Source organism: Congregibacter variabilis (assembly GCF_045689235.1).
GTDB classification, from domain to species: domain Bacteria; phylum Pseudomonadota; class Gammaproteobacteria; order Pseudomonadales; family Halieaceae; genus Congregibacter; species Congregibacter variabilis.
Map to the genome: position 1 here is coordinate 3705401 of NZ_CP136864.1, position 21831 is coordinate 3727231.

Annotated in this window: 22 protein-coding genes; 17 read left to right on the forward strand and 5 right to left on the reverse strand. The window is 54.7% G+C overall.

Annotated features, from left to right (window positions below; translation table 11 throughout):
- Positions 1 to 4 precede the first annotated feature (4 nt).
- The 3 genes from R0135_RS16655 to R0135_RS16665 are packed head-to-tail and all read left to right on the forward strand — an operon-like array spanning position 5 to position 2118.
- Positions 5 to 1348 (forward strand): sodium-dependent transporter, encoded by a 1344-nt coding sequence (locus tag R0135_RS16655; protein WP_407348030.1) that lies wholly within the window; start codon positions 5 to 7, stop codon positions 1346 to 1348.
- A 45-nt stretch (positions 1349 to 1393) separates the two neighbouring features.
- Positions 1394 to 1801, forward strand: a complete 408-nt coding sequence (locus R0135_RS16660; RefSeq protein WP_407348031.1) for a type II toxin-antitoxin system RatA family toxin — start codon at positions 1394 to 1396, stop codon at positions 1799 to 1801.
- On the forward strand, positions 1798 to 2118 hold the full coding sequence (locus tag R0135_RS16665) for an RnfH family protein (RefSeq protein ID WP_407348032.1): 321 nt from the start codon (positions 1798 to 1800) through the stop codon (positions 2116 to 2118). The genes R0135_RS16660 and R0135_RS16665 overlap by 4 nt, the downstream gene beginning before the upstream one ends.
- 9 nt (positions 2119 to 2127) lie before the next feature.
- Here the strand turns inward: R0135_RS16665 and R0135_RS16670 are convergent, their stop codons facing one another.
- Positions 2128 to 2565 (reverse strand): outer membrane protein assembly factor BamE, encoded by a 438-nt coding sequence (locus R0135_RS16670; protein WP_407348033.1) that lies wholly within the window; start codon positions 2563 to 2565, stop codon positions 2128 to 2130.
- 72 nt (positions 2566 to 2637) lie between these two features.
- On the opposite strand from R0135_RS16670, the gene fur reads away from it, so the two are divergent.
- The gene (gene fur / locus R0135_RS16675; protein WP_407348034.1) at positions 2638 to 3057 is read left to right on the forward strand and encodes a ferric iron uptake transcriptional regulator; all 420 of its coding nucleotides are present in this window, start codon (positions 2638 to 2640) and stop codon (positions 3055 to 3057) included.
- 34 nt (positions 3058 to 3091) lie between these two features.
- Here fur and recN read toward each other — a convergent pair whose 3' ends face one another.
- The gene (gene recN, locus R0135_RS16680; RefSeq protein WP_407348035.1) at positions 3092 to 4747 is read right to left on the reverse strand and encodes a DNA repair protein RecN; all 1656 of its coding nucleotides are present in this window, start codon (positions 4745 to 4747) and stop codon (positions 3092 to 3094) included.
- Positions 4748 to 4890: 143 nt separating this feature from the next.
- Here recN and hrcA point away from each other — a divergent pair, with 143 nt between their 5' ends.
- The 12 genes from hrcA (at position 4891) to R0135_RS16740 (ending at position 18153) form a co-directional block, all read left to right on the forward strand.
- On the forward strand, positions 4891 to 5925 hold the full coding sequence (gene hrcA, locus R0135_RS16685) for a heat-inducible transcriptional repressor HrcA (RefSeq protein ID WP_407348036.1): 1035 nt from the start codon (positions 4891 to 4893) through the stop codon (positions 5923 to 5925).
- Positions 5926 to 6084: 159 nt separating this feature from the next.
- Positions 6085 to 6663, forward strand: a complete 579-nt coding sequence (gene grpE, locus R0135_RS16690) for a nucleotide exchange factor GrpE (protein ID WP_407349941.1) — start codon at positions 6085 to 6087, stop codon at positions 6661 to 6663.
- A gap of 119 nt (positions 6664 to 6782) precedes the next feature.
- Positions 6783 to 8717 carry a molecular chaperone DnaK gene (dnaK, locus tag R0135_RS16695; RefSeq protein WP_407348037.1) on the forward strand — a complete coding sequence of 645 codons (1935 nt, stop codon included), beginning with the start codon at positions 6783 to 6785 and terminating at the stop codon, positions 8715 to 8717.
- A 125-nt stretch (positions 8718 to 8842) separates the two neighbouring features.
- Positions 8843 to 9973 (forward strand): molecular chaperone DnaJ, encoded by a 1131-nt coding sequence (gene dnaJ / locus R0135_RS16700; protein ID WP_407348038.1) that lies wholly within the window; start codon positions 8843 to 8845, stop codon positions 9971 to 9973.
- Positions 9970 to 10758 carry a 4-hydroxy-tetrahydrodipicolinate reductase gene (gene dapB, locus R0135_RS16705; protein WP_407348039.1) on the forward strand — a complete coding sequence of 263 codons (789 nt, stop codon included), beginning with the start codon at positions 9970 to 9972 and terminating at the stop codon, positions 10756 to 10758. The genes dnaJ and dapB overlap by 4 nt, the downstream gene beginning before the upstream one ends.
- Before the next feature lie 9 nt (positions 10759 to 10767).
- The gene (trxA, locus tag R0135_RS16710) at positions 10768 to 11634 is read left to right on the forward strand and encodes a thioredoxin (protein ID WP_407348040.1); all 867 of its coding nucleotides are present in this window, start codon (positions 10768 to 10770) and stop codon (positions 11632 to 11634) included.
- 241 nt (positions 11635 to 11875) lie between these two features.
- A complete protein-coding gene (locus R0135_RS16715; RefSeq protein ID WP_407348041.1) occupies positions 11876 to 13054 on the forward strand; it encodes an acyl-CoA dehydrogenase family protein in 1179 nt (392 codons plus the stop codon).
- Positions 13055 to 13082: 28 nt separating this feature from the next.
- On the forward strand, positions 13083 to 14261 hold the full coding sequence (locus R0135_RS16720; protein ID WP_407348042.1) for an acyl-CoA dehydrogenase family protein: 1179 nt from the start codon (positions 13083 to 13085) through the stop codon (positions 14259 to 14261).
- A gap of 60 nt (positions 14262 to 14321) precedes the next feature.
- Positions 14322 to 15110 (forward strand): SDR family oxidoreductase, encoded by a 789-nt coding sequence (locus R0135_RS16725; protein ID WP_407348043.1) that lies wholly within the window; start codon positions 14322 to 14324, stop codon positions 15108 to 15110.
- 24 nt (positions 15111 to 15134) lie between these two features.
- Positions 15135 to 16886 (forward strand): bifunctional isocitrate dehydrogenase kinase/phosphatase, encoded by a 1752-nt coding sequence (aceK, locus tag R0135_RS16730; RefSeq protein WP_407348044.1) that lies wholly within the window; start codon positions 15135 to 15137, stop codon positions 16884 to 16886.
- Positions 16886 to 17593, forward strand: coding sequence for a histidine phosphatase family protein (locus R0135_RS16735; protein ID WP_407348045.1), 708 nt, complete (start codon positions 16886 to 16888; stop codon positions 17591 to 17593). The genes aceK and R0135_RS16735 overlap by 1 nt, the downstream gene beginning before the upstream one ends.
- Positions 17590 to 18153: a histidine phosphatase family protein gene (locus R0135_RS16740; protein WP_407348046.1), complete on the forward strand. Its 564-nt coding sequence runs from the start codon at positions 17590 to 17592 to the stop codon at positions 18151 to 18153. The genes R0135_RS16735 and R0135_RS16740 overlap by 4 nt, the downstream gene beginning before the upstream one ends.
- Positions 18154 to 18175: 22 nt before the next feature.
- Here R0135_RS16740 and R0135_RS16745 read toward each other — a convergent pair whose 3' ends face one another.
- The 3 genes from R0135_RS16745 to R0135_RS16755 form a co-directional block, all read right to left on the reverse strand.
- Positions 18176 to 19036 carry an acyl-CoA thioesterase gene (locus R0135_RS16745; protein ID WP_407348047.1) on the reverse strand — a complete coding sequence of 287 codons (861 nt, stop codon included), beginning with the start codon at positions 19034 to 19036 and terminating at the stop codon, positions 18176 to 18178.
- Complete coding sequence (locus R0135_RS16750; RefSeq protein ID WP_407348048.1) at positions 19033 to 20334, reverse strand: TetR/AcrR family transcriptional regulator; 1302 nt, start codon at positions 20332 to 20334, stop codon at positions 19033 to 19035. Before R0135_RS16750 ends, R0135_RS16745 begins: the two co-directional genes overlap by 4 nt.
- A gap of 85 nt (positions 20335 to 20419) precedes the next feature.
- Positions 20420 to 20989: a DNA-3-methyladenine glycosylase I gene (locus R0135_RS16755; protein ID WP_407348049.1), complete on the reverse strand. Its 570-nt coding sequence runs from the start codon at positions 20987 to 20989 to the stop codon at positions 20420 to 20422.
- An 81-nt stretch (positions 20990 to 21070) separates the two neighbouring features.
- Between R0135_RS16755 and R0135_RS16760 the strand changes: the two genes are divergently transcribed.
- Positions 21071 to 21829, forward strand: coding sequence for an enoyl-CoA hydratase/isomerase family protein (locus tag R0135_RS16760; RefSeq protein WP_407348050.1), 759 nt, complete (start codon positions 21071 to 21073; stop codon positions 21827 to 21829).
- Positions 21830 to 21831 lie beyond the last annotated feature (2 nt).

Sequence of the window (21831 nt, forward strand, 5' to 3'; positions counted from 1 at the left end):
ACCAATGAAGCTCTATTTACCTGTTGAACGCTGGCAATCGCGCACGACCTTTGTGTTCGCGCTCGCGATGGCGGCGGTGGGTCTTGGCAATCTATGGCGGTTTGCCTACCTCATGGGCGAGCATGGCGGTGCACCGTTTTTTTTAAGTTATATGCTTTGCCTGCTGTTAATTGGTGTGCCGCTACTTGTAGCTGAGGTGGTATTGGGGAGCCATGGTCGCGGCTCGCCATTTTTGACCATGAGCTGGGCCACCGAGGTGTCGGGTCGCTCGAGACTTTGGCTGACCGTGGCCTTGTTGTCCTGTCTTGCAGGATTCCTGTTACTGGTTTCCTATCTACTGATGGCTGGCTGGAGCCTGTCCTACGCTTACCAGCTACAGCTGGGGGGCTTTGCGGCTATTAATCTTGCAGATGCTGCTGATTATTTCACCGCACAGCTATCGGCGCCGGCAGGTTTGCTGCGTTGGCAGTTTCTGGCGGCGGCGCTCCTGACCTTGCTGGTCGCCATGGGTGTACGTCGAGGTATTGGTCTATTCGTCTGGATCGCTGTGCCCCTGCTCATAACTCTCATGGGCGTACTCATCAATTTTTCGGTGGAGTTTGGTGATCTGAGTGCCGCAGGGGCCTATTTGTTCGCCTGGCAACCCATGGACTTTGATCGGGGGTCCTTTATGGCGGCGCTGGGACATGCGCTGTATACATTGTCCATCGGCGTTGCTGTGGGTATGAGTTACGGGGCCTACGCGCCCGACCGCCTGCCTATTGTGCGCTCGGTGCTTACGGTGGCGTTGTTTGACGTGGTAATTGCTGTAGCCGCCGGGGTCGCTATTTTCCCGTTGTTGTTTGCCAACAATCTGATGCCTGCGCAGGGCTTCGGTCTGCTTTTTATCAGCGTTCCTTATGCCTTTGGAAATATGCCCTTTGGGGATTTGTATGGTGCGCTGTTTTTCTTCGCGGTGTTTATCGTGAGCCTGGGCACGGCAGTGGCCCTGATTGAACCGATAGTCAGCGTACTGGAGCAGCAGTTTCGCGTGCGTCGCCTCCAGGCTGCGATTGCCATGACCGGCATTGCGTTCCTTTTGTCAGCGTATGCGACGGTTGATTTAGTTAACGCGCCTGAAGGCGAGGGTTTTTTACTGTGGCTCGACTCTGTGACTTCCGAGTGGTTGATTCCCGCTGCGGTATTACTGCTGGCGCTCTTTGTGGGTTGGCGTATGCCGAGGGAGGTGTTGCGCCAAGAGTTGTCTCGGGAGCCCGACATACTGTTTTCGCTGTGGTATTTTCTCATCCGATTTGTGGCTGTGCCCGTGATCGCTTTTGCGTGGCTATGGTTATCCTTGGTGCCCTGAAACTGACTATCGGAATCTATGACCTCTATTCATCGCAGTGCTCTTTTGCCATTTTCAGACAAGCAGCTGTTCGTTCTCGTCAACGACGTCGAGGCCTATCCGCAGTACATGGATGGCTGTGTAGGGGCGTCTGTCCTGTATACCGACGGTGAGCACATGGAGGCCCGACTTGATCTTTCTCGGGGCGGTATATCCCAGAGCTTCACCACACGTAATGAGCTGGTGCCCTACGAAATTATCCGCCTGACGCTCAAGGATGGACCTTTTGAGCAGTTTGCCGGAGCGTGGCGTTTTCAAGCTCTGGCAGAACAGGCTTGCAAGGTGTCTTTGGATCTGGAGTTTAGTTTTCGTGGGGGATTACTCAGCGCCGCGGCAGCAAAGCTCTTTGACCGAGTCACGGGTAACCTTGTAGACGCCGTGGTGCGTCGCGCACAGGATATTTACGGCACATGAGTAATGCTGCAACCATAGATATTGAGGTGGTTTACGCGCTGCCGGATCGGCAGTCGATTGTGAAGTTGACGGTGCCCGAGGGTACGACAGCGCTCGCTGCAGCTCAGCAATCAGGTCTGGATGAGCAGTTTGACGATCTGCATATTGGGCAGGACAGCCGCCTGGGGATTTTTGGGCAACTGACGGCGTTAACGCAGGTACTGAAGAACGGTGACAGGGTCGAGATTTACAGGCCGTTGCTGGCAGATCCTAAAGAAGTGCGAAAAGAGCGAGCGGCGCGTGCTAAAGCGCGCCGGGAGCATCAGTCGGACGACTGACGGCTCGCTTTATTGAGCGGGGTCACTCTCAGAATGGCTCTCATCGGCCTCTGCGCGCTCCGCGCTTTCTATGTCTTCTGCGCTTTTTGCGTTGGGATTGGCCCAGTCGGGTAGGTAATCGCCGGTCACGTTGACCAGGTTGTCACCTTCAAAAAATATCCTTACCTGCGCCTCGCGAATGATGTCCGGGCCGTTACGGATAACATAGGGGTAGTCCCAGCGATCAGGCTGAAACGTATCTTCCACCAGCGGAGACCCCATGATGAAGCGAACCTGTCGTCTGCTCATGCCAGGCTGCAGCTGCTCTATCATCTCCTGTGTCACCAGGTTTCCCTGCTCAATATCAATCTTATAGACGCCGGGAAAACCGACAAATCCGCAGGAGGCAAGCCCCAGCAGGGACACCGTGAGCAGCAGCGCTCGCAAAATGTATCGAGGTCGAATCAAGGACAAACTTCCACTGGCCTAAGAGGGGTGGCATCATACCGCTCAGTCCCGCGTCAGAGAAGTGCATCCCGTATGCCGTTTAGTAATCAAGATCTGCGAAGTGCTGGCCTCAAAGTCACGCTGCCTCGAATCAAAATCCTGCAAATTCTAGAGGATTCAGACCAGCACGCCCGGCACATGAGCGCCGAGGACGTCTATCAGGCACTACGTGACGCAGGGGAAGACGTGGGTCTAGCGACGGTTTACCGTGTTCTGACGCAGTTTGAGGGCGCAGGACTGGTGACCCGACATAACTTCGAGGGCGGTCATTCGGTCTTTGAGCTGGATCACGGTGAGCATCACGACCATATGGTCTGTGAAGATACCGGTCAGGTAATTGAATTTAACGATCCAATCATTGAAGAGCGTCAAAAAAAGATTGCCCAGGAGCACGGTTTCGAGCTTGTGGGGCACTCGCTGGTTCTGAAGGTGCGCAAGCGCGAGGCCAAGTAGTCCCTCTGGGTAGTCGACGGATATTCTTGAGGGTCTAGTCGCCCCCGGCTAGCATTTCCCGTGCATGAGCAAGTGTGTTTTCGGTCATTTTGAGTCCGCCGAGCATGCGCGCTATCTCGTCCACGCGTTCGGCCTCACTCAGTTCCTGCAGTGTGGATGCAAGCTGTTTGCCTTTACCTATCTTTTCGACCCGCAAGTGCTGCTGTCCTTGCGCCGCCACCTGCGGGAGGTGGGTCACACAAAGCACTTGCGCGTTTTTACCCATGTCTGCCAGCAGGCGGCCGACCACTTCTGCAACAGCACCGCCGATCCCCACATCAACTTCGTCAAAGATCATGCTTGGTACCGTGGTGTTGCCTGCTGTGGCAACCTGTATGGCAAGGCTGATACGTGACAGCTCGCCGCCGGAAGCGATGCGACCCAAAGGCTGAGGTTCTGCGCCGGGGTTGGTGCTAATAAGTAGCTCAACCTCTTCCTGGCCTAAAGGGTGAGGGTCCCCCAGCTCGCGTTTTTTGAGTGAGATCTTGAACAGGCAATTGCTCATAGCCAGTTTTTTGAGAAGCTGTGTGACTTCTTTTTCGAGCTTTGTCGCAAACTTCTTGCGGGCGCTGCTGAGCTTGCTGGCGTGGGTATTGTAGCTGGCCAGTTGCTGTGCGAGCTCGGCTTCAAGACCCTCGATACGCTCATCGCTGGAATCCAGCGTGGCCAGCTCTTCGCTCAGTGCTTCGTGATGAGCCTCTAGCTGCTCTGGCATGATCCGGTGTTTGCGAGCCAGGCCGTAGATCGATTCAAGCCGTGCTTGAACGTCTGCCAGACGCTGGGGGTTATTCTCGGTGCTGGCGAGATACTGCTGCAGTTCACTGCGCGCTTCTCCCAGCTGAATAGCGGCCGAATCGAGCATTTCGCGAACGCTCTCGATCACCTTACCCTGATGGAGTTCTTCGCTGAGCGTGGCCAGCGCGGCGCGTACGCCGGTCTCGTTGGTATCGCACAGCTCGATTGCGCTGGCGGCCTGGCGTTGAATAGCGTCGGCGTTCTCCAGAACACGTTGCTCATCTTCCAGGCTCTGTAGCTCCCCGCTCGCCAGCGCCAACTCGTCCAATTCGCCTACCTGATAACGCAAGAGCTGTTCCCGGTCTGCCTGCTCTTGCTGGTTGCTGCGCAGTGCCTCCAGGTCGTCGCGCAGTCGAAGCCATTCGTTGGCAATGTCTGCGGTTTTCTGGGCAGCGGAAACCTGCCCCGCATAGCTGTCCAGAAGTAAGCGTTGCTGCGCACGCCTGAGCAGTGATTGATGGGCGTGCTGTCCATGAATATCTACCAGGAGTTCGCCGAGCGCGGCGCAATCCCCAAGGGTGGTCGGGCGGCCGTTTATATAGGCTCGAGATCGCCCCTCGCGGGTTATAACGCGCCGAAAAAGACAATCGCCGTCGGCATCAAGGTCATGTTCGGTCAACCAGCTTTGGGCGGCGGCCATGCCGTCAATGTCGAAGCGGGCGCTGATTTCTGCACGATCATGGCCGGGGCGGATAGCGCTGGGGTCGGCGCGATCTCCCAGACACAGGGCGAGCGCGTCGAGCATGATGGACTTGCCGGCACCGGTTTCGCCGGTGACCACAGTGAGGCGATCGCGGAAATCGACCTCGAGGGTCTCTACGACGGTAAACTGACTGATAGTGATCTGGGTGAGCATGGGGATCCAATTGGGTATACCGGAGGTTTATAACTCATCCGCCCAAGCGCATAAACAGCAATTTACGTAGATGGGGCCCCACACTTTGTGTTCGAGGTGGTGTGTGCTAAAACCTTAGCTGATGAAGTACATGGTGTATTTACTTGGCGCATGAGCTAACAGACAGGGCGGGAACGCTGCTGAGGACCTTGGTCGCGCTACACATTCGTGACGGAAGCCCTGTGGGGTCGCAAACCCTGCGCCAGGAGGCAGGGCTTTCGGTGAGTCCTGCGACCGTTAGAAACGCCATGTCTGATCTCGAAGAGCGAGGTTTTCTCCACTCTCCACATACCTCCGCTGGTAGGGTTCCCACTGCTCAGGGCTATCGGTTCTTTGTAGACAGCTTGCTACAGGTAAAGGATGACCTGAATTCCAGCGCCTTTGACGTACTGCGCCAGGAGTTGAATCCCGATCGAACGACTTCTGATCTGGTGCAAGCCGCCTCATCGATGCTTTCGTCGATTACTTCCCAGGCAGGTGTGGTAACCGTGCCGCGTCCTACACAGCAACCGTTGCGCCAGGTAGAGTTTTTGCCGCTTTCAGGAGATCGCGTACTGGTCATTCTGGTGATTAACCAACGGGAAGTTCAGAATCGTATTATCCATACCCGTCGAGTGTTTTCGGACGAGGAACTGCGCGCCGCTGCGGCGCAGATTAATGAGCGTTTTGCCGGTCAGGCGCTTGCAGATGTTCAGCAGCAGGTCGATAGAGAGCTGCTGGCGGCAAAGAATAATATTGACGATTACCTCTCGGCGACCCTGGATCTGGCGCAGCGCGCATTAGCTGAGGAAGAAAAGCCGTCTGATTACTTGATCGTTGGTGAATCGCGACTGTTTGAAGGGGCCAGTCCAGAGCAACTCCAGCGGCTTCGGGAGTTGTTCGCGACCCTCGAAAGCAAACAGGACCTACTGCACCTGCTGGAGAGTTGCTCCGAGGCCGATGGCGTCAAAATCTTTATCGGTGAGGAGGCGGGCTCTCAGATTTTGGGAGATTACTCTCTGATCACCGCACCCTACGGTGATGGAGCCCGGACTTTGGGGGTGCTGGGAGTCATTGGCCCGACTCGCATGGCCTACGACCGGGTGATTCCTGTTGTTGATGTGACCTCTCGAATGCTGAGTGCCGCTCTCGCTAGTTGAGCCACGCGGTCTATTTACATCAGCGCGTCTTGTTTTTTCAGAAAATGCCCCCATGTCCGGTGAATCACAATCATCGTCGGCTATCAGGTCGACATATGCGCATTTCAATTTGAACACCAGGAGAGCACGGTGGCAGAAGATAAACGCGAGCAGGAGTCGCTGGCAGACGAACTAGCGATGGAGGGGCAGGATCCACAAAATGATGCAGCTGCGGCTTCAGACGACGCTGCCGGATCCGACATGAACGCCAGCGAGTCTGAACTCTCTGTAGACGCTCAGCTGGAGGCTCTTCAGGATGAGCTGGGGAGAGCCAGAGATCAGGCTCTGCGCGCTCAGGCAGACGCACAAAATGCTCAGCGCCGGGCTGATCAGGATGTAGAAAAGGCTCGGAAGTTTGCGCTGGAGCGTTTTTGCTCGGAGCTGCTCCCCGTGGTGGATAACCTCGAGCGGGCTCTGGAGGCAATTAACGGCGACGATCCGGCTCTTGGCTCCATCACCGAGGGCGTCGACCTGACGCTCAAAAGCTTCGTAGATGCGCTGCGAAAGTTCCATATTGAGCAGTTGGACCCCGTAGGCGAGCCCTTTGACCCCCAGCACCACCAGGCAATGAGCATGATTGAGAACCCGGATGCCGAGCCCAACACGGTTCTTGCGGTGATGCAAAAGGGTTACACCTTGAACGGTCGTTTGGTGCGTCCCGCCATGGTGATGGTCAGTAAAGCGCCGTCGGCAGAATAATCGCCCGGGAATATTGCCCGGCCCCTTGAAAAACGCCGCGCCGGACCCACATACAAAACAGATTACATAGCAACGGCTTCATCGCGATACGCAGATGTCAGCTAGTCAGGAGAAATGAAATGGGCAAGATAATTGGTATTGACCTGGGAACCACGAACTCGTGTGTTTCCGTACTGGAAGGCGGTAAGCCCCGCGTTATCGAAAACGCCGAGGGCGATCGCACCACTCCATCTATTGTCGGCTACACCGATGACGGAGAAATCCTCGTAGGGCAAAGCGCAAAGCGTCAGGCTGTCACAAACCCACATAACACCTTGTATGCGGTGAAGCGCCTGATCGGCCGAAAGTTTACCGATGATGTAGTGCAAAAAGACATCTCGATGGTGCCTTACAAGATTGTTGCGGCCGATAACGGTGACGCCTGGGTAGAAGCCAAGGGCGAGAAGATGGCACCTCCGCAGGTATCTGCCGAAGTGCTGCGAAAAATGAAGAAGACCGCTGAGGAATTCCTTGGGGAGACTGTTACTGAGGCGGTGATTACGGTTCCCGCGTACTTTAACGATTCTCAGCGTCAGGCCACCAAAGACGCGGGTAAGATCGCGGGGCTTGAGGTCAAGCGTATTATCAACGAGCCCACTGCGGCTGCGCTGGCTTACGGTATGGATAAAGCCAAAGGCGATCACACCATTGCGGTCTATGACCTGGGTGGCGGTACCTTTGACATCTCCATTATTGAGATTGCGGAAGTTGACGGCGAGCACCAGTTTGAAGTGCTGTCTACCAATGGAGATACCTTCCTGGGTGGTGAAGACTTCGATATGCGCCTCATTGAGTATCTTGCGGAGCAGTTCAAGAGCGAGAGCGGCATCGATCTGCACAATGATCCACTGGCTCTGCAGCGCCTGAAAGAAGCGGCGGAGAAAGCCAAGATTGAGCTGTCGCACTCTCAGCAAACCGAAGTAAATCTGCCCTACATCACAGCCGATGCAACTGGACCCAAGCACCTGGTGGTTAAGTTGAGTCGTTCCAAGCTTGAGTCACTGGTAGAAGAGCTCGTTAATCGCTCCATGGAGCCGCTGAAGATCGCACTTAAGGATGCGGGCTTATCCCCCAGCGAGATTGATGATGTGATTCTGGTCGGTGGTCAGACTCGTATGCCGATGGTGCAAAAGAAAGTAGCGGACTTTTTTGGCAAAGAGCCTCGCAAGGACGTTAACCCCGATGAAGCGGTCGCTATGGGTGCGTCGATTCAGGGTGCGGTTCTGGCTGGGGATGTGAAAGATGTATTGCTGCTTGACGTGACTCCGTTGACCCTGGGTATTGAGACCATGGGCGGTGTAGCAACACCGTTGATCGAGAAGAACACCACGATTCCTACCAAGAAGTCGCAGATCTTCTCAACGGCTGACGATAACCAGACAGCAGTAACGATTCACGTTGTACAGGGTGAGCGTAAGCAAGCCACGCAGAACAAGTCTCTGGGACGCTTTGATCTGGCAGATATTCCGCCAGCACAGCGCGGAATGCCACAGATTGAAGTGACCTTCGACCTGGACGCGAATGGTATCTTGAACGTGTCGGCCAAGGACAAGGCCACCGGTAAAGAGCAGTCAATTCGAATTACTGCCTCGGGCGGTTTGTCTGACGAAGAGATCGAATCAATGGTTGCGGACGCAGAAGTTAATGCTGAAGCGGACAAGCAGTTCGAGGAACTGATTGCCTCGCGCAACACCTGTGACGGTCTGGTGCACGCGGCTAAGAAGACTATCGAGGAAGCAGGGGAGCATGCCAGCGAGGAAGAGAAGGCTGCCATTGAAGCTGCGGTTAGCGAAGCCGAGGAGGCGCTCAAGAGTGACGACAAGGAAGCTATCGATGCGGCGGCTACCAAGCTGACTGAGGCGACGGGTCCTGTGGCGCAAAAGATGTACGCGGCGCAAGCAGAGGCGGCGCAGGCAGAAGCAGGTCCTGAGGCATCGGCAGATGCCGGTGACAACTCAGGTGCTGACGATGCCGTTGACGCGGAATTTGAAGAAGTCAACGACGACAAGAAGTAAACTTACTGTTTCGGTGGGCGCAAGACAGTGTCTTTTGCCCACCGAAACGTGAATTGAATGTGACGCGGGACCTATGTGCCCGCGTCGTCTATTTGGGAAGGGGTGCGGCCTGACCGCAGAGATATATGTCAAAACGCGACTACTATGAAGTACTGGGCGTAAGCCGCAGTGACGACGAGAAGCTTATTAAGAAAGCCTACCGCCGCGTCGCGATGAAGTTCCACCCAGATCGAAATCCCGATGACCCGAAGGCTGACGAAAAGTTTAAGGAAGCCTCGGAAGCCTACGAAGTCCTAAGCGATAGCCAGAAGCGCGCAGCCTACGATCAGTATGGGCACGCAGGCCTGGAAGGACAGATGGGCGGTGGCTTTGGCGGCGGTGGCAACTTCTCAGATATTTTTGGCGATGTCTTTGGGGACATTTTTGGCGGTGGTGGCGGTGGTCGCGGTCGGGGCGGTGCGCAGCGCGGTTCGGATCTGCGCTACACCCTGGATATCTCTTTGGAAGATGCGGTTCGCGGTACGACAGTCGAGATTCGAGTGCCCACATTGGCCTCCTGTTCGACCTGTGATGGTAGCGGTGCGCGAAAGGGAAGTAGCCCCACGACCTGTGGCACCTGCGGCGGTGCAGGTCAGGTGCGTATGCAGCAGGGCTTCTTTCAGGTACAGCAGACCTGTCCGACCTGTCGTGGTCGCGGTAGCACGATTTCTGATCCCTGTACCTCTTGTCGTGGCCAGGGTCGCGTAGAAAAAACCAAAAAACTGTCGGTTAAAGTGCCGCCGGGTGTCGATACGGGAGACCGCATTCGACTTGGCGGAGAAGGCGAGGCTGGCACTGAGGGTGGTCCCGCCGGCGACCTGTTTGTGCAGATGTCGGTCAAGCAGCACCCGATTTTTGAGCGCGATGGTAAGCATCTGTACTGCGAAGTCCCGATTACCTTTGCCGATGCTGCCCTGGGCGGCGAGTTGGAAGTTCCAACGCTTGATGGCCGCGTGAAACTCAAGATCCCCGCAGAAACCCAGACAGGCAAGCTTTTCAGGCTTCGCGGTAAAGGTGTTCAGCCGGTCCGTGGTGGTGGAGTTGGTGACCTGCTGTGCCGCGCAGTGATCGAGACTCCCGTGAACTTGAACAAGCGCCAGAAAGAGATCCTACAAGAGCTGCAAAAGAGTATGGGTGAGGGCGGTCATGCGCACAGCCCCCGTCAAAAGAGTTGGTTCGATGGCGTGAAACACTTCTTTGATGAGCTCAAGCCATGAGCGTGCGTATCGCTATTGCCGGCGGTAATGGTCGTATGGGTCGGACGCTGACAGAGCTTATCCAGAGTAGTGATGAACTGTCTTTGGCAGCTGTCACACTTGCTCAAAATGAGGTGGCGCCGGTGCCTGCCCCCGTGGCGGCTGAGTTGTACACCCACGATATTGCCACTGCATTGGCCGATGCGGATGTTCTCATTGATTTTACGACTCCCGAAACCAGCGTGATGCATGCTAAGGCCTGCGCTCAGGCGGGCGTTAGCTGGGTTATCGGTACCACGGGTCTTGATGCCTCCCAGCAGTCCGCTGTGGAGGTCGCAGCCGGGCAGATCGCTATTTGTCAGTCAGCAAACTTTAGTACCGGCGTAAATCTGATGCTGCGTCTCGTGGAGCTTGCCACCCGCGCATCGGATGACGATACGGACCTGGAGATTATTGAAGCGCACCATCGGCATAAGGTCGACGCGCCTTCAGGTACCGCTCTTGCTATTGGTAAGGCGATGGCGGCAGCGCGTGATGTATCTCTGGATGACCAGGCGGTAATGAGCCGCGAAGGTATCACCGGTGCGCGGCCCCCGGGCAGTATTGGCTTTGCCACGATTCGTGGTGGTGACATTGTGGGTGATCACACAGCGCTGTTTGCCAGCGAGGGTGAGCGTCTGGAGATTACCCATCGTGCTGGTACTCGGTTAGCTTTTGCTCGCGGTGCCTGTCGTGCAGCCTCCTGGCTGGCGGGGCAGTCTGCGGGTCTTTACGATATGCAGGATGTCCTGCAGTTGCGGGATTAAGGAAGAGTGATGATGGACCCGACGCCAGAAGTAATCGTCAATATTGATGAGAGCAACGCAGCTCAGTATCTCATTGAAGAGTCCATGCAGCGCCCGGTGGTGATCGACTTTTGGGCCGACTGGTGCGAGCCCTGTAAAGTATTGATGCCGCTGCTGGAAAAGCTGGCGACCGAGTACGCTGGCGCTTTTTTGCTCGCCAAGGTCAATGCCGACGATCAGCAAATGATTGCTCAGCAATTTGGCGTACGCAGCCTGCCCACAGTAATGGTTATGCGCGACGGACAACCTGTGGATGGCTTTGCCGGTGCCCAGTCAGAGCAAGCCGTACGAGAGATGCTCGAGAAGCACCTGCCGTCTCCCTACGAGGCCGCGCTGGTTGAGGCAACTACAATGCTCGAAGCCGGGGATGCCGCCGGCGCAGTAAGTATCCTTCGAGGTGTTTACGAAGACAGTGGGCGCCGTCACGACATTGCGATGACCTTGGTCCATGCCCTGATTGAGGCCCGTCGCCTTGACGACGCACAGGTTCTTTTGGATGCGGTGCCCATGGTGGATCAGGATCCGCTCTACGATCAGCTGCTTGCCCAACTCACCCTCGCCCGGGAGGCATCCCGGTCGCCGGAATTGGTCGCTCTGGAAGAGCAGATAGCCGCTGATCCTGAAAATCTCGATTTGCTAGAGCAAATAGCCGTGCAGTACAGCGCTGCGGGGCAGTTCCGTGAGGCCTTGGAGAGTTTGATGTTTATTCTGCGCAAGGATCTGGATCACAAGGATGGCGCCACCAAGAAAGCTCTTTTGGACACCATCGCGTCGCTGGGTAAAGGCGACCCACTAGCAGCAGAGTACCAGCGGAAGTTGTTCAGTTTGCTGTACTAGCCGTCGGCCCTCCCTGCAGGCTCACACAGCCTTCCCTACACAATCATTTAAGCGCAAATCACAGGGTTTTTTGGAGAGCGATATTGCGCCTCCGCTCGCTTGTACCTTGCTCTAAAGGGCGCTAGAGTACCCGCGCTAGGAAAAACATACTCCAAATTCAAAAGCGCTGATTGCTGTTCTTTCAAACTCGTCATGCGCTGACACCCCGGCCCGCAAGGCCCAGTAACAGGAGACAGAAACTGTGGATACCAGTTTTTCACCCGAGGACATCGCCTTTCGTGATGAGGTACGCGCTTTCTTTGATGAGGCCTACACCGACGATTTGCGCGATCGTATGGGCGATAGCAAGCAGTACCGAGAAGCTATCGTAGAGTGGCAGAAGAAGCTCAACGAAAAGGGCTGGGTAGCACCCAATTGGCCCATGGAGTACGGCGGAGCCGGGTGGACTCCTACACAAAATTTTATTTATGAGTCAGAGCGGTCGTCTCGCGGTATCCGTGACGTTGTGCCCTTTGGCCTCAAGATGGTTGCTCCGGTCATTTATACCTTTGGCAATGAAGAGCAAAAAGCGAGATTTCTCCCACGCATTCTTAACAGCGATGATTGGTGGTGCCAGGGCTACTCTGAGCCCGGTGCTGGCTCTGATCTGGCGGCATTGAAGACCAAAGCGGAGCTCGATGGGGATCATTATGTCGTTAACGGTGCAAAGATCTGGACGACCTATGCTCAGCACGCGGATTGGATCTTTTGTCTGGTGCGCACCAGTAACGAAGGCAAGCGGCAGCATGGCATCAGCTTTTTGCTCATCGACATGAAGACCGAAGGCATCAAGGTTAATCCCATTGAGTCTATCGACAACCATCACAGTCTGAACGAAGTTGAGTTCAATAATGTGCGAGTTCCCGCTGCCAATCTTATTGGTGAGCAGGACAAGGGTTGGACCTACGCCAAGGCTTTGCTGGCTCATGAACGAACCGGTATTGCAGGTGTTGCTGACTCCAAGCGAGCGCTCCGTGAAGTGCGTGGCTTGGCCGAAGCCGAAGTCAATGGTGGTAAAGCACTGATTGACGATCCGCTGTTTCAAAAGCGCGTTTCGGATATCGAAATTGAATTAATGGCCCTCGAGTTCACCGATCTGCGGGTGCTCGCTTCGGTTGCCGCTGGCGGCGCTCCTGGCGCTGAGTCATCACTGCTTAAGATCAAGGGCACAGAGATTCAGCAGCAGGTGCAGGAGTTACGTATGGATGTCGCAGCTCACTATCAGGGCGTATTGCCTACGGAGCTCGACAACGCGGTGATTGGTCACGAGTTTGGTAGTAGCGCGCGGCAAAGCTACATGTACGGCCGTGCAGCCACGGTCTATGGCGGCTCTAACGAGATCCAGAAAAACATTATAGCCAAGGCTGTTTTGGGCCTTTAAGGCTCTGAGCAAAGTCAGGAGATAAACAATGAATTTTGATTTTTCAGAAGAGCAGACAATGTTGCGCGACAGTGTCGCGCGATTTGTACAGGACGATTATGACTTTGACACGCGTCGGGGAATCGTTGCATCCGAAACGGGTATGAGTCGTGAGACCTGGCAGACATTTGCCGAGCTTGGCTGGCTGAGCGTACCTTTTGCGGAAGAGTACGGTGGCTTTGGCGGCGGTCCGGTGGACCTTATGGTGATGATGGAAGAGTTTGGTAAGGGGCTTATCGTAGAGCCTTACTTTGCTACCGTCGTAATGTTTGGCGGACTGCTAAATGCGGCGGGAAGTGAGAGCCAAAAAGCGCAGTACATTCCTGGAATTATTGATGGCAGCCGCCTGGGCGCATTCGCGTACCTTGAGCGTCAGAGCCGCTACGAGCTCGCCGATGTGCTGACCACGGCCAGCGCCGCTGGCGATGCGTTTGTGCTGAATGGCGAAAAGGTTGTTGTGAGTAATGGCATGAATGCCGACACCCTGATCGTCGCTGCGCGCACGTCCGGTGAGCAGTTTGATCGCAATGGGATCAGCTTGTTTGTTGTAGATGCGAGCGCAGCGGGTATTGAGCGCGTGGGCTATCGACTTATGGACGGCCAGACGGTTGCCAGTATAACGTTCAAGGATGTAAGCGTGAGCGCTGATGCCCTGTTGGGTGAGCTCAATGGTGGCTTTGCTGCAATGGATCGCGTCGTGCAAGAAGGTATTGTTGCGCTTTGCGGTGAGGCCGTAGGTCTCATGGGGCAGCTCAACAGCAAAACACTGGAGTACACCAAAACTCGAGAGCAGTTTGGAGTGGTCATCAGCAGCTTCCAGGCCCTGCAGCATCGGATGGTGGATACCTTTATGTCCTACGAGCAGGCAAAGTCCATGTTGTACCGGGCGGTTTGTGCTCTGGAGAACAATGATGATGATCTGCGCCGGGAGCTGCATGCACTGAAGGTAATGACGCATAAGTGCGGCAAGCATATCTTCGAAGAGGCTATTCAGTTGCACGGTGGCATGGGGCTTACCGACGAGTTGGATATTGCGCACTACGCCAAGCGCTTGATGATGATCAATGCGACCTTTGGGGATCGAGATCACCACCAGACACAATTCAATGCCCTGAGCTATGGCTCACAGGCATCTGACAGTGTTGCGAACATGAGCGATGCGGCCTGAGGCTTGGATGATTGTACGGGCCCCCGCTTGGGGGCCTTTTTGTATCTGGAGGCAACATAAATGAACGTGAACGGTAAAGTTGTAGTGGTCACCGGTGGTGGCAATGGAATCGGAAAAGGTCTGTGTGAGCGTTTCGCTGCGGAGGGCGCAGCTCAGGTGATTGTCGCCGACCTGGAATTGGATTCTGCAAAGGCTGTCGCGGAGGCCATTGGCGGTACTGCATTTGAGGTAAATGTTCGTGATGAAGCGCAAATCGCGTCAATGGTTCAGGATGTGATTGCACGTTTTGGTCACATTGACCTGTTCTGTTCGAACGCTGGAATTATCGCTCTGGATGGCCCTCCCTGGTATGCGACGTCGGCCTCTAACGAGACTTGGCAGGCTATGTGGGATATCCACGTTATGAGTCACGTGTACGCGGCGCGAGCCTGCTTGCCGTCGATGATTGAGCGCGGCGAAGGATACTTTCTCAATACAGCGTCGGCTGCTGGCTTGTTGAGCCAGGTGGGTGATGCGGCCTATTCGACGACCAAGCACGCGGCCGTGGGCTTTGCGGAGTCACTGGCTATTACTCATGGTGACGATGGCATTAAAGTATCTTGCCTGTGCCCTCAGGCGGTCGCTACGCGTATGATTGGCGATACCGAAGGTGGAACTGCCGGAGTTGATGGCATTTTGACGCCTGCGGACGTAGCGGAAGCGGTGGTGCAGGGGCTTGCTCAAGAGCGCTTTTTGATACTGCCGCATCCGTCCGTTGCCACTTATCGCGAGCGCAAGACCGCAGACTACGATCGATGGATCGGTGGTATGCGCAAGTTGCGACGTCAGTTTGGCAATCCGGAAGTCTGATTGCAGTTAGGCATTGGGGGTGGCGTGGAACGACGCGAACGGTTTGCGCGGATAATACTCAACGGTTTTGAGTCTTATTTCGCCGACTATCAGAACATTACGCTAGGTGCGCGGTCGCGGTTTGAAAATGCCGATTGGTTGGGCATTCACGCGGCGACCATCCAGCGGATTGACCTTTATAAACTCAAGGTCAACTTCGTTTTGGACACGGTGGAGCTGGTCGCTGGAGAGGAGCTTCGTAATTTTGAGTTCTGGCGTGATACGCGAAAAATTTACGCAGGCTTGATTCGTAACCACAACAACTTTGAAATTGCGGAGACGTTTTACAATTCCGTGTACAACGCAGTGTTTTCTCACGAGCAAGTGCGCAATGACTACGCGTTTGTGTTTTCTTCCCAGGGCGATATTCCACTATCGGATAGTAGCCCGGTGCTGCGTTACTACTCAGTGGAAAAGTCACTTAGCACCACCATTGAAAAGCTGCTCGTGGACTATCGCTTCAATATTCCCTATGAGGATATGGATCGCGATGTGAGTCGTATGGTGGCTGCGTTTCAGGATGAGTTGCAGCTTGTTCCGGGATTTGAGCTTAAGGAAAGCGAGTTGCGCCTGGAAGTTCTATCCAACCATTTTTATCGCAATAAGGGCGCTTATATTGTTGGTCGCTTGTTGTCGGGTCAGGACAGTATGCCTTTTGTGGTGCCTCTTCTGCATAACGAAAAGGGCGGTGTCTACGTCGATACAGTGCTGTTTGGCTCCAATCGCGTGAGTGTTGTATTCAGTTTTACTCGCACTTATTTCATGGTCGATGCGACGATTCCCTCTCAGTATGTGTTGTTTTTGGCCAAGCTTATGCCGGCCAAGCCTATCTCTGAGATCTACAGTTCCATTGGTTATAACAAACACGGAAAGACCTATTACCACCGTTCTGCCGTTCGGCATATGGAGTCGACCACCGACAAATTTGTTATCGCTCCGGGTATTAAAGGGATGGTGATGAGCGTATTTACGTTGCCGTCTTACCCCTTTGTGTTCAAGGTCATAAAAGATCGCTTTACCCCTCCTAAAGAGGTTACGCATGAAGAGGTAAAGGCCAAGTATCGGCTGGTAAAGCGCGCAGACCGTGCGGGCCGTATGGCAGACACTCAGGAATTCACCAATCTTGCCTTTGCGCGAGATCGTTTTTCTGATGAGTTGATTGAAGAGCTGAAGCTGGTCGCCCCGTCGCAGATACAAGAGAACGGTAAAGCATTGATCATCGGGCACTTGTACGTCGAGCGTCGCATGACGCCGCTCAACCTTTATCTGCAGGATGCGACAGATGAGGAAGTCGAAGCGGTGATGGATGAGTACGGAAACTCCATCAAACAACTCGCTGCGGCGAATATTTTCCCTGGAGACATGTTGCTGAAGAACTTTGGTGTCACTCGCCACGGACGCGTTGTGTTCTACGACTATGATGAAATCGTTCCCCTGACTGAATGTAATTTTCGGATTATTCCTGAGCCTCGCAACGAGATTGAGGAAATGGCCAGCCAGCCCTGGTACTCAGTCGGACCTAACGACATCTTTCCCGAAGAATTTCGCCTGTTTTTTTCCGGTAACCAGCGGGCTCGCAAAGCCTTTGACGAAAAGCACTCGGATATTTACGAGGCGCGCTTTTGGCAGTCGCTCCAAGAGCAAATTCGTAGTGGTTACGTAGAGTCCTTTTACCCCTACCGGAGGAAGCTACGCTTTCCCCGAGAGGAAGAACCCTCTTTGCTTGGACAAATTTAATGGCCAGTATTTATCTTATCCGCCATGGGCAGGCATCCTTTGGTGCCGAGAACTACGATGAGCTCTCTCCCCTGGGGCGCCTACAGGCGACTCTTACTGGCGAGCATCTTGCGCGTACCGGCCTGAAGTTTGACGCGGCCTACTGCGGCACTTTGGAACGACAGAAGGACACGGGAACCCTAGCGCTGGCGGCGCAGCCTGACGCAATTCCCCTCATAGAAGACGCGCGTTTGGACGAGGTGCGAAATGATGAGCATCTGGAGTATCTGCTACCCAAAGTGCTGGAGACCCGTCCCGATATTAAGGCCGTGGTCGATCAGGGTTTGGACTCTAGCAAGCGTTTTCAAAAAGTGATTGAAGCGGTATTCAATTACTGGGTGTCGCCTGACTGCGACGAACCCGCTATTCAAAGCTGGGCGGAATACTCTGAAGGTGTTCACAGTGTCCTCAGAGATATCATCAAGACTCAGGGAGGCGGAAAGACCATCGGTGTGTTCACTTCGGGTGGTACCATCGCAGCGCTGACGGCAGCGGTTTTGAAGCTTCCGGGTTCCGCGACCTATCAGTTCTATGAGCCCGTGTTCAATTGCTCTGTCACGCAGCTTTTTTACAGCGCTGATCGCGTGTCGCTCTCTTACTTTAATGACTGCTCTTTCTTGAGAGAGCTCTCGGTATCTCGCGGTGAGAAGCTGGTCACCTATCGATGAGTGATTCGTCTCTGATTTATCTGGTTCGTCATGGCGAAGCAGCGGCGAGGTGGGGGCAAAGTGCCGATCCAGGCCTGTCAGAGTTGGGTCTGAGACAGGCGAAAGCGGCAGCTGAAGGTTTGGAAGCGCAGTTAACTGCGTCCGAGATATCGCTGGTCAGTAGTCCTTTGCTGCGTGCTCAAGAGACCGCGGGACCTTTGGCGGAGCGTTTAGCGACGAGCGTAACGATTGACGAACGTTTTCGGGAGATTCCCTCGCCCGTGCCTCTTGCTCAGCGTCAGGATTGGTTGCGCGGCTTTATGCGTCAGGAGTGGACAGTGCAGCACGAGAGTCTGCATGCCTGGCGCGAGAGTATCGTTCAAGCGGTGGAGCAGCTTCCTGGTTCGACAGTTGTGTTCACGCATTTTCTTGTGATCAATGCCCTTGTGGGATGGTATACCCAGCGCGAGGAAACGCTGGTGTTCTGGCCCGACAATGCCTCCATCACGGTACTCGAACGCAGCCCATCGCAAATATCTGTCAGTGTGCTTGGCGATCAAATGTCTACAGTGGTTAATTGAGCGTTACTCCCTGGAACTCTCTCTAGGGTGAGCTCGGTCGCAGCCGTATCAATGACTCCTGAGCCGTAGAGGCGATGAGTCGCCCATCCCGACTAAAAAACTGCCCCCGACTAAATCCGCGTCCGCCGCCGGAATTGGGACTATCCATGCTGTAGAGCAAGTAGTCGTCTGCACGTCCCGGACGATGAAACCAAATGGCGTGATCCAGACTCGCCGCCTGAATTTTCTTGCTTGCCGCTGTGTAAGGATGGGGAAGTAAAGCTGCACCCAGTAGTGCAAAGTCCGATATAAAGGCGATGAGTGTCTGATGTCGATTAGCGTCGTCTCCAAGATCTCCAGGCACTCGGAACCACATATGAGAAATTGGATCCTCGGGCTGCGGTGACGCATAGTCTCTTCGTTTGACGACTCTGCGCTCCACCGCCTGCGAAAAGGGCGCGTCGAAGCGGTCAGGGTACTTTTCGGCCATCTCTGTCCAGTAGTCAAAGTCGTTCTGGAGTCCCTCGGGCGCCACGACTTCCGGCATGGGGGCTTCATGATTCAGGCCTTCTTCGATTTCCTGATAAGACACTGAGGTAATGAAAATAGGCTTGCCGTCCTGTTTGGCAACCACCCGACGTGTTGCAAAGCTGCGACCATCACGGGTGGGGTCTACTTCAAAGACAATTTGTTTCGCGGGATTGCCCGGGCGCAGGAAGTGCGCATGCATTGAGTGCGCCACGCGCCCGCCATCGATGGAGCGATTCGCCGCGTTAAGACTTTGTGCGAGAACCTGTCCGCCAAAAATGCGTCGGGGACGCTTGGGGCTGCTTCCGGTAAACAAAAAGGTATCTATGCGTTTTACTTCGAGATGGTTTAGCAATTCCTGTAGTAGATCGCTCATGATGTTGTCTCTTGCGATGGCTTCCTTGGCAGAAGTCCGTTGTAAAAAATATCGAAATACTCGATGGCAGCTTCATCGATATCGTCAATGGCTCTCCAGAGGCTGATGTCCATGGATGCGTTGATTGCTCCGGTCATGAGTCGCCGAGCCAGCATCGAATTCACATCACGTACGCTGCCATCGAGTTTTCCCTCGCCGATGAAAGTATCAAAACGGCTGTCTGCATCTTCGGTGGCAGCAAGAATCTCTTTTCGTCGCGGGGTGGGAAGGGCGGTGATCGTGTTGTAGCGAATCAGCGGACCCAGGTCTGAGTTCTGAGCATGAAAAACTCGTCGAGCGGTTTCGTCTAATTTCTGTAGTCCGGTTCCTGCTGCCCGCATTGCCAGTGCATCTATTCGCTGCACGATAGCAATGGATCGCTCATAGCAGGCAAACAATAAGTCTTCTTTATTACGAATATGGTAGTAGAACGCGCCTTTAGAGACATTGAGATGCTCGGCTATCTCGTCAAGGGAGGCCCCATTAAAGCCCTTGCGATTGAAGAACCAGGTGCCGGCTTTGTAAAAAGCTTCCTGCTTTTGTCGGTGTTGCTCTTCTCGGTCAAAACCTTGGGCGGGACGCTCGGCGTCAGCGTTGATCTGCAGAGGGCTCGCCTGATATTCCTCACTTTGGGCGGCAAGCCCTCGGAGGATGATATCCCAGGCCGCGTCTGCGGCCTTTGGGACCTCGGAGCGTTCCAACTGATGTAGCCAGTGAAAAACCCAATCGGTTGCACCGATGATGGCTCGGGTTGCTGATGTTGTTTCCAGGCTTCGGGCTTCGCCGGACTCTACGGCCTCGCGGAGATAGCCGCGCAGACGCTTAAACATCCTTATGTACTCAGATTCAATCGCCGATCGGTGCTGGGGCTTTAGTGACGCAATCTCCAGCGGAGCCGCGATGTGAACGTCATCTCCGGTTTGCGCACTTAACCATCCCTCAAACTGGCTCTTGAAAAATCCTCCGGCACGCTCCAGCGGCGACATGGGAGCTTTGTCGAGGGCATCCATGATGGAGTGCTGCCGCTGCATGGTGACTTCGTAGCATTGGAAGATAAGTTCTTCTTTGGTGCGCACATAGTAGTAGAGGCTGGTCTTGGTGAGACCCAATCCTCGGGCCACATCCTGAAGCGTGGTCGCGCGAGATCCTTTGCTGTTAAACAGGCGCGCTGCCTCTGAAAGGATAGCGATACGCTTGGCATCATGCTGCGCCTTACGGTTGAATGGAGACGCACTGTTTGTACTGCTACTACTCGTCATTCAGGGGCTGCTTTAGCGGCTGGGCATACTGTAAGGTTGGAAATTCCAACTTTAAGTATTTTTATCGCCCCTGTCTACGAAACTGTTAGCCAAGTGCCGCACACTCCCGATGGCGTGGGCAACTGACGATGTGATCGTTGACCATGCCCGTGGCCTGCATATGGGCGTAGATAATCGTGGGCCCCACGAAGGTGAAGCCTCGTTTCTTCATATCTTTGCTGATTTTCTCGGATAAGGCGGTGGAGGCAGGTATGTCCGACATGCCGCGCCAGGAGTTTTGCAAAGGTTTACCGTCTACAAAGCCCCAAAAGTAGTCCAGCAGGGTGCTGCCTTGCTCATACAGCTTTATGGTTGCCTGTGCATTCTTCCGGGTGCCATAGACTTTGAGTCGATTGCGTACGATTTGCGGGTCCTTCAGTTTCCCCTCCAGATCCTCGTCGCTGTAACTGGCGACTGTTTGAACATCAAAATTGTCAAACAGCGAACGATAGCCGTCTCGCTTGCGTAATATCGTTATCCAACTGAGTCCCGCCTGCGCGCCCTCAAGTACCAGAAATTCGAACATCGACTGCTCATCTCTAAGCGGGACACCCCATTCTGTGTCGTGGTAACTCATGTATAGAGGATCATCTCCACACCAGTCGCAACGCTGCATGTTTATTCTCCGTGTGTGAGCGCGGAATAATGACGGCGCCCATAGGCTATGCAAGAATGCTCAAAAAATCAGGAGCTTAGCATGAGCCATACGATTGAATATGCGGTAAATGGCGGTGTAGGCACACTGCGCATCAATCACGAAGACCGTCACAACTCCCTAGGTGCCGCTGAATTGCAGGGCGTGAGTGAAGTGTTGGATCTCGTTGAAGAGGATCCCGAGCTTCGAGTGCTGATTGTCACTGGTACCGGCGAAAAAACATTTTGTGCGGGCGCTTCTCTTGGTGACCTTAATAGCGGCGCGCTAAAGCCTGATGCCTTTCAAAGCGTGATGCACCGGCTGGCGACGCTAGAGATTCCGACCTTGGCTCGGGTGAATGGCAATGTGTTTGGCGGCGGGACGGAGTTAGCGCTTAGTTGTGATTTTCGTGTGGGCGTTATCGGTACGCGGCTGCGCGTGCCAGCGGCTGCCTTTGGGCTGTGCTACCCGCCTGCGGGTATCTCTTTGTTTGTTGAAAAGCTCGGTGCCAGTGCGGCGCGACGTATGCTCGTGGCGTCCGAAGCGATAGATGCGCTGGAGGCTCATCGCATAGGCTTCTATGACTATCTGGTGCCGAAAGAAGAGCTTGATGAGCGCGTGGAAGAATTGGTGCTGCACATTGCGGGGTTGGCGCCTTTGGCAACCAAAGCCATGAAGGAGCTCATTATTCAGGCCGGCCGCGGGGCTATAGATTTATCAAGGGCAAGCGAGTTAGCGCGCATGTGCGAGGAGTCGGACGACTTGCAGGAAGGTTTTGCGGCGCAGCGTGAAAAACGTATGCCCGAGTTTTCGGGAAGCTGAGA

Bases quoted from the DNA above. Each gene is read 5' to 3' on its own strand.
- R0135_RS16745 (WP_407348047.1), bottom strand. From the start codon at position 19,036: ATGAGCGATCTACTACAGGAATTGCTAAACCATCTCGAAGTAAAACGC.
- fur (WP_407348034.1), top strand. From the start codon at position 2,638: ATGCCGTTTAGTAATCAAGATCTGCGAAGTGCTGGCCTCAAAGTCACG.
- R0135_RS16750 (WP_407348048.1), bottom strand. From the start codon at position 20,334: ATGACGAGTAGTAGCAGTACAAACAGTGCGTCTCCATTCAACCGTAAG.
- R0135_RS16655 (WP_407348030.1), top strand. From the start codon at position 5: ATGAAGCTCTATTTACCTGTTGAACGCTGGCAATCGCGCACGACCTTT.
- R0135_RS16760 (WP_407348050.1), top strand. From the start codon at position 21,071: ATGAGCCATACGATTGAATATGCGGTAAATGGCGGTGTAGGCACACTG.
- dnaJ (WP_407348038.1), top strand. From the start codon at position 8,843: ATGTCAAAACGCGACTACTATGAAGTACTGGGCGTAAGCCGCAGTGAC.
- dnaK (WP_407348037.1), top strand. From the start codon at position 6,783: ATGGGCAAGATAATTGGTATTGACCTGGGAACCACGAACTCGTGTGTT.
- dapB (WP_407348039.1), top strand. From the start codon at position 9,970: ATGAGCGTGCGTATCGCTATTGCCGGCGGTAATGGTCGTATGGGTCGG.
- R0135_RS16720 (WP_407348042.1), top strand. From the start codon at position 13,083: ATGAATTTTGATTTTTCAGAAGAGCAGACAATGTTGCGCGACAGTGTC.
- trxA (WP_407348040.1), top strand. From the start codon at position 10,768: ATGATGGACCCGACGCCAGAAGTAATCGTCAATATTGATGAGAGCAAC.
- R0135_RS16725 (WP_407348043.1), top strand. From the start codon at position 14,322: ATGAACGTGAACGGTAAAGTTGTAGTGGTCACCGGTGGTGGCAATGGA.
- R0135_RS16735 (WP_407348045.1), top strand. From the start codon at position 16,886: ATGGCCAGTATTTATCTTATCCGCCATGGGCAGGCATCCTTTGGTGCC.
- R0135_RS16740 (WP_407348046.1), top strand. From the start codon at position 17,590: ATGAGTGATTCGTCTCTGATTTATCTGGTTCGTCATGGCGAAGCAGCG.
- R0135_RS16665 (WP_407348032.1), top strand. From the start codon at position 1,798: ATGAGTAATGCTGCAACCATAGATATTGAGGTGGTTTACGCGCTGCCG.
- R0135_RS16755 (WP_407348049.1), bottom strand. From the start codon at position 20,989: ATGCAGCGTTGCGACTGGTGTGGAGATGATCCTCTATACATGAGTTAC.
- recN (WP_407348035.1), bottom strand. From the start codon at position 4,747: ATGCTCACCCAGATCACTATCAGTCAGTTTACCGTCGTAGAGACCCTC.